This is a genomic window from Stenotrophomonas sp. STEN063, from assembly GCF_056854515.1.
Map to the genome: position 1 here is coordinate 1 of NZ_JBXFWF010000121.1, position 4,038 is coordinate 4,038.

Below are 4,038 nucleotides of genomic sequence, written 5' to 3' on the forward strand. Positions count from 1 at the left end.
GGCCGGAGAGTGCTTGCCTGGAGTCCTGTCGATGGAACGTCTGCGCTCTCGCAGTACAGCAAGTCTGGTCAGCTGATGTACTACTCTAAAAGCAGTGGCGCAGGGCTTGAACACATCTATCTGAGTGGTAGTTTGATAGCCAAGCGTGAAACGGTGGGCAACGTGGTGAAGTTCCAGCACACCGATGCGCTCGGCTCACCCGTGGCGGTGACGGATGGCTCGGGTACCGTGATAGAACGTAATGATTACGCGCCCTATGGCGCTGTAATCGGAAAGCCCGCTTATGATGCTGTCGGTTACACAGGTCATAAGCAGGATGGTGCGACTGGCCTTGCCTACATGCAGCAGCGCTACTACGATCCGCAGATCGGAAGGTTCCTGTCGGTGGATCCGGTGACGGCGTATGGCAATCCGGTTGGCGCTTTTAATCGGTACTGGTATGCCAATAACAGTCCGTATAAATTCGTGGATCCGGATGGAAGGGCCCCTTGCACGGGAACGAAGATTGGCACATGTGTGGGAGGCAAGAATCTGATGGTGGGTGAGGGCGCGCTACGGGCAATAAAAAGAGATCCACAGGGTTATCTGAATAAACTTAATGGCATCGCTAATAATCACGGAATGGATAATGGTGAGGCTAAAGCCGCTAGATACTTTGCAAGAACGGCGCTCCCCGTCACCATCGCAACTGGGCGTGAGGTCGGTGCCGACATCGCGCGAACGGGAAAGGGATATTCTGTTTTCAACTATGTATTGGGCTCTGAATCTCGAGGCGATAGCTCCGGTAGCGTCACGCTAGGCCAGGCTTATTTCGGACCCGGTGCGCGGACTGCTATTATTCACACGCATCCGGCGGATACGAATTTCAATGGGATTCCCGGTGGTTTCAGTAATGGAAAGTGGACTGGCTATGCCAATCCGGGGTTTCAGTCGGATATTGGTCGATCAGTTTTTTCTAGTTCGAATGGATATGTCGTAATGTTGGGTGGCGGAATCTTGAAGTTTGATTTCGAGTCTATGTCCGGTCAGGCGAGTGCTCCTGGTGCTAATTTGAATGTGGAAAGTTTCATTTCGAGGTTGCCTGATGATGAATAAATTTGTCGTGCTGGTCGCTGCTATTCTTGTCGTTGGGTCAGGCTGTGGCAAAGTGGAAAGGGTGGAGGATTTTTCAGTAACGCGCAGTGATGCTTGCGTTCCTGTTGGGAATCAAGTTCGGCTCACATTTTGTGCGTTGACATATTCGCAACTCTTATCTCATCCTGGCGCCTTTAGCGAGCGAAAGATATTTGTTCATGCATGGGCGATAAAGGGTGGGGATGATATTTTTCTGTATCCATCAATTGACTCTTACGAAAGTGGTGAAGTTTATGCCTCTTTGAAAGTAGAGGGGGGCGAGGCATATCGTGATTTTTTTGAATATATGTCACGCCGGCCGGAGTTGGAGCCGGTGCGCGTCAAGATAGGCGGGAATTTTGTTTTTAACGAAGGTCGAGGAACGAACGGTTCAGTAATCAAGGGGCGAGATTTTTTGATCTTCGGTCGCATTGAATTGGATGAGTTTAGGATGTAGATAGAAGCCCGCTGCTGTGCCACTCGAGGGGCTGCGAAGAATGTCGCCTCTATTCAAAATGGGTCAGGGTGAAGATGGGGTCAGAGTGGGATTGATCGAATGAACTAGAGAGTGGGGTTGGTCGGCGTACGGAAACAACGTCCTGCACCAGATGACGCAGAATGCTCGGCAGCTTTCTGCGCGTAGTATTGATAGCGGAGTGCTCAATCTGGACACTCGCTTCGACGAAAATGGAAATCCCAGTGACATCTACGATGTTGCAAGAGGAGGCACCTATAACCTTCATCTGCAATACGATGCGCGCGATCGACTGATAGCAGCCGGCTCTGGGGCGTTCGGTGGTGATGGATGGCATCGATACACCTACGATGCGTTGGATAACATCAAGTCCTGGAGGCTGGGGTCCGGTGGCAAGGATTATGCCAACTACTACTACGATCCCGGCACAAACCGTTTGCAAGGAATTCGGGACTCCGCTGGTGCAACCGTTGTCGGCCTGGCCTACGACGCGCAGGGCAATCTGCAGAATAAAAGTGGCCAGCTGTATGGGTTCGGCTTTGACAATCGCCTGTATATAGCGCCCGGGAAGGAACAGTATCGTTACGACGGTGAAGGCCGGAGAGTGCTTGCGTGGAGTCCTGTCGATGGAACGTCGGCCCTCTCGCAGTACAGCAAGTCTGGTCAGCTGATGTACTACTCTAAAAGCAGTGGCGCAGGGCTTGAACACATCTATCTGAGTGGTAGTTTGATAGCCAAGCGTGAAACGGTGGGCAACGTGGTGAAGTTCCAGCACACCGATGCGCTTGGCTCACCCGTAGCGGTGACGGATGGCTCGGGTAACGTGATAGAACGTAATGATTACGCGCCCTATGGCGCTGTAATCGGAAAGTCCGCTTATGATGCTGTAGGTTACACAGGTCATAAGCAGGATGGTGCGACTGGCCTGGCCTACATGCAGCAGCGCTACTACGATCCGCAGATCGGAAGGTTCCTGTCGGTGGATCCGGTGACGGCGTATAGTAATCCGCTGGGAGCGTTTAATAGGTACTGGTACGCCAATAACAGTCCTTATAAATTCGTGGATCCGGATGGAAGGGCGTCTTGTACGGGAAGTAAGATCAAATCCGTATGCGAGACTGGAGGAGTAGCGCGGCTTGTAACCAGCACTAGGGGCAGCGGTGCGGCCAGTCAGGCGAATGCTGCTTTGAAGGCGACAGGGAGTTTTAGGTCATACGATACGAAGGACGAGATGTATCAAGCATGGGCAAAGCAGGTTGAGCCGATTTCTGAAGCTTGGGGCTATGAAATCGGGTCCATGACTTATAAGGTTGGTGATGGAAAGTTCCGGTTTGGGAACGCCCATAGTGATGGATTGGCGACTGGCGTCAGCGGTGTTCTCAAAATGATCGAATCTGGAAGAAGACCTCTTGGGTTTATTCATGCACATCCGAATAGTTCGATAATGAGCTCCAGTGGCCTTAGAGTCTCACGCATAAGTAGGCAGGAGTATGGTGGTCTTGCGGATTCGGGTAGCGGAGATCTAAGGACGGCATTTAACGGAGGGTATGATGCGGCCATGGTCAGGAACGGCCGAATCTATGAATTCAGTCAGGAAGCGTTCGAGCGAGCTATGAATTCGTCAAGCTCTGGGATGGTAACGTTGGGTGATGTGGTTGAGGAGGTAAAATGACTGCTAGATCATTTTCTGTTTATAATAAATTTCTTCTTTCAGTTCTGCTTTTTTCATTTGGCGCGATTGAGGGTTGTCATTGGCAAGAGCTTGTGGTTGATGATGCTAGGGTTTGCGACTATCAGGTTATTTCCGCTGCTGGAGCTTGTCGTGTTTCAGTTATTAATTTGCTGAGTAGGTCGAGGGACTATTCGGGAAAAACTGTTGATATTGTTGCGTACTATCCTGCAAGTGGTTCTCTGTTTGTATATTCTGGAAGAGATGCTGCGCAAGTTGCTGATTTGCCATCGGCAATTATGATTTCAGCGGAGGACGCGGGCAGGAAGTTCACGTCCCAAGGTTACTATCGAATTGAAGGTGTGTTTTTGGAGTCAGCTCCGATTTCATTTGGTGAGGGAGTAACTGTTCCCGAGGTTGTAGGGGGACGGCTATCTTCCATTAATGCCGCTAGTAGAGTGGCGTCCAAGGACGAGCTGATTCAAGAATGTGTGGAAGAAGGGTGTGGGGTTATTTACGCCGATGGTGCATTTTTAATGAAGACCTTGCCTTAAATCCGGGATCGGGGACTGGTGGTGGGTGATATTAAAGCGCGTACGGAAGCAATGTCCTGTGCCAGATGATGGGCGTGCTCGACCGCTTCTTGCGTAGTGTCGATAGCTGGCTATTGAATCTGGACACTCGCTTCGATGAAAATGGAAATCCCAGTGACATCTACGATGTTGCAAGAGGAGGCACCTACAACCTTCATCTGCAATACGATGCGCGCGATCGACTGATA

4 protein-coding genes are annotated in these 4,038 nt (G+C 50.9%); all 4 read left to right on the forward strand.

What is annotated here, in order from left to right:
• Positions 1-1,095, forward strand: a 1,095-nt coding sequence (locus AC1VWL_RS19160) for an RHS repeat-associated core domain-containing protein (RefSeq protein ID WP_482987737.1), incomplete at its 5' end; no start/stop codon positions are given.
• Positions 1,088-1,570, forward strand: coding sequence for a hypothetical protein (locus AC1VWL_RS19165; RefSeq protein ID WP_482987738.1), 483 nt, complete (start codon positions 1,088-1,090; stop codon positions 1,568-1,570). The genes AC1VWL_RS19160 and AC1VWL_RS19165, both read left to right, overlap by 8 nt.
• Positions 1,571-1,769: 199 nt before the next feature.
• Positions 1,770-3,260 (forward strand): RHS repeat domain-containing protein, encoded by a 1,491-nt coding sequence (locus AC1VWL_RS19170; RefSeq protein ID WP_482987739.1) that lies wholly within the window; start codon positions 1,770-1,772, stop codon positions 3,258-3,260.
• Positions 3,257-3,811, forward strand: a complete 555-nt coding sequence (locus tag AC1VWL_RS19175) for a hypothetical protein (protein WP_482987740.1) — start codon at positions 3,257-3,259, stop codon at positions 3,809-3,811. Before AC1VWL_RS19170 ends, AC1VWL_RS19175 begins: the two co-directional genes overlap by 4 nt.
• Positions 3,812-4,038 lie beyond the last annotated feature (227 nt).